Origin of the sequence: Agromyces binzhouensis, from assembly GCF_004135055.1 — a bacterium.
Classification (GTDB): Bacteria; Actinomycetota; Actinomycetes; order Actinomycetales; family Microbacteriaceae; genus Agromyces; species Agromyces binzhouensis.
The window spans coordinates 1-2292 of the sequence record NZ_SDPL01000462.1 but is presented as its reverse complement, the minus strand read 5'-3'; the positions used below and the strand labels follow the sequence as shown (position 1 = coordinate 2292).

Here is a 2292-nt window from a genome sequence, read left to right as displayed (position 1 = left end):
GCCGTCGGCGGGTCAGCGCGCCGACGCCGTCCAACGCCCCGGGCCGACCTCGACACGCGGCCGAAGCGCGTTGCGCGGGTGCGACCAGTCGTTGCGCGGCGTCACCTCGTGCTCGCCGTGTGCGTCTCGGACCGTCGCCACGAGCACCGCGGTCACGGCCGCGGCCTCGTCGGCCGTCACGTCGCGGCTGAGGAACCGGAGGTCGAGCGCCTGGGCGTCGCCCTCCTGGGGTGCGCTGGTCATGGTGCCTCCTAGAGCGGGATGTTGCCGTGCTTCTTCGGCGGCAGGCTCGCCCGCTTCGTGCGGAGCGCGCGCAGCGCCTTCGTGACCGACACGCGCGTCGCCGCCGGTTCGATCACGCCGTCGAGCTCGCCCCGCTCCGCGGCCAGGAACGGCGAGGCCACGTTGTACGTGTACTCGTTGGCGAGCTTGGTGCGCACGGCCGCGACGTCCTCGCCGGCCTCCTCGGCGCGCCTGATCTCGCCGCGGTAGAGGATGTTCACGGCGCCCTGGCCGCCCATGACCGCGATCTCCGCGGTGGGCCAGGCGAGGTTGATGTCGGCGCCGAGCTGCTTGGAGCCCATGACGATGTACGCGCCGCCGTACGCCTTGCGCGTGATGACCGTGACGAGCGGCACGGTCGCCTCGGCGTAGGCGTAGAGCAGCTTCGCGCCGCGGCGGATCACGCCCGTCCACTCCTGGTCGGTTCCGGGGAGGTAGCCGGGCACGTCGACGAGGGTGAGGATGGGGATGGAGAACGCGTCGCAGAACCGCACGAAGCGCGAGGCCTTCTCTCCCGCGGCTATGTTCAGCGTCCCGGCCATCTGGCTCGGCTGGTTGGCGATGATGCCGACCGACCGGCCCTCGACCCGTGCGAAGCCGACGACGATGTTCGGTGCGAACAGCGGCTGCACCTCGAGGAAGTCGCCGTGGTCGACGATGCCCTCGATGATCGAGTGCATGTCGTACGGCTGGTTCGGCGAATCGGGGATGATCGCGTTGAGCCTGCGGTCGTCGTCGGTGATCTCGAGTTCGACCTCGGCCTCGTACACCGGCGCCTCGGACATGTTGTTGTCGGGCAGGAACGACACGAGCGTGCGGGCGTAGTCGAGCGCGTCGGACTCGTCGCTCGCGAGGTAGTGGGCCACGCCCGAGATCGTGTTGTGGGTGAGCGCGCCGCCGAGCTCCTCCATGCCGACGTCCTCGCCGGTCACCGTCTTGATGACGTCGGGGCCGGTGACGAACATCTGGCTGGTCTTGTCGACCATGATGACGAAGTCGGTGAGCGCGGGGGAGTAGACCGCGCCGCCGGCCGCCGGGCCGCACACGATCGAGATCTGGGGGATGACGCCCGAGGCGGCCGTGTTGCGGCGGAAGATCTCGCCGTACTTGCCGAGGGCGACCACGCCCTCCTGGATGCGGGCGCCGCCGGAGTCGAGGATGCCGATGATGGGCACGCCGGTCTTCAGCGCGTGCTCCATGACCTTGATGATCTTCTCGCCGGCGACCTCGCCGAGCGAGCCGCCGAAGATCGTGAAGTCCTGCGAGTAGACCGCCACGGGGCGACCGTGGATCGTGCCGAGGCCGGTCACGACGGCATCGCCGTACGGCCGCTTCGCGTCCATCCCGAACGCGTGCGTCCGGTGCCGCACGAACTCGTCGAGCTCGACGAACGAGCCCGGGTCGAGGAGCTCGTCGATGCGCTCGCGCGCGGTCATCTTGCCCTTCGCGTGCTGCTTCTCGATGGCCGCCTCGCCGGAGGCCGTCACGGCCTCGTGGTAGCGCTGCTTGAGGTCGGCGAGCTTGCCCGCGGTGGTGAAGAGGTCGGGGCCGTCGTTCGTCGATTCGGTCACGCCGTTCACTCTACCGGCGCCCATCCGGGCCCGTTCGTTGAGGGATTCCCACAAAAAGCCATGGCTGCGTGGTGGTGATCGCCATCGCCGCGCCGCCCGCGGACACTACCCTGAACCTCGACGGAAGGGGAGGTCGCATGGACTGGGAGCGATCGCGACGTGCGGTGCCGAGGTTCGAGTGGCGCGACTCCGTCGGGTCGACGAACGACGTCCTGCGCGAGGCCGTGACCGGTGCGGATGCCTCGGGCTGGCCCCACGGCGCGACCGTCGTGACCGACGACCAGACGCGCGGTCGCGGGCGCCTCGGGCGGACCTGGCTCGCGCCGACCGGCAAGACGCTCGCGATCTCGGTCCTCATCCGCCCGAGCGAACTCGGCGGCGCGGCGCTTCCGCCCGACGCGCTCGGCTGGCTCCCGCTCCTGGCGGGCGCGGCGATGAA

General features: G+C 70.5%; 3 protein-coding genes. 1 reads left to right on the top strand and 2 read right to left on the bottom strand.

The genetic code is table 11. The features are described 5' to 3' along the window. Positions 1 to 12: 12 nt before the first annotated feature. Together ESO86_RS15685 and ESO86_RS15680 are read right to left on the bottom strand one after the other, a co-directional pair. A complete protein-coding gene (locus tag ESO86_RS15685) occupies positions 13 to 243 on the bottom strand; it encodes an acyl-CoA carboxylase epsilon subunit (protein ID WP_129235799.1) in 231 nt (76 codons plus the stop codon). 8 nt (positions 244 to 251) lie between these two features. Next, complete coding sequence (locus ESO86_RS15680) at positions 252 to 1877, bottom strand: acyl-CoA carboxylase subunit beta (protein ID WP_129235798.1); 1626 nt, start codon at positions 1875 to 1877, stop codon at positions 252 to 254. Between the two features lie 113 nt (positions 1878 to 1990). On the opposite strand from ESO86_RS15680, the gene ESO86_RS15675 reads away from it, so the two are divergent. After that, positions 1991 to 2292: biotin--[acetyl-CoA-carboxylase] ligase (locus ESO86_RS15675; RefSeq protein WP_422836505.1), on the top strand; the 302-nt coding region annotated here is incomplete at its 3' end.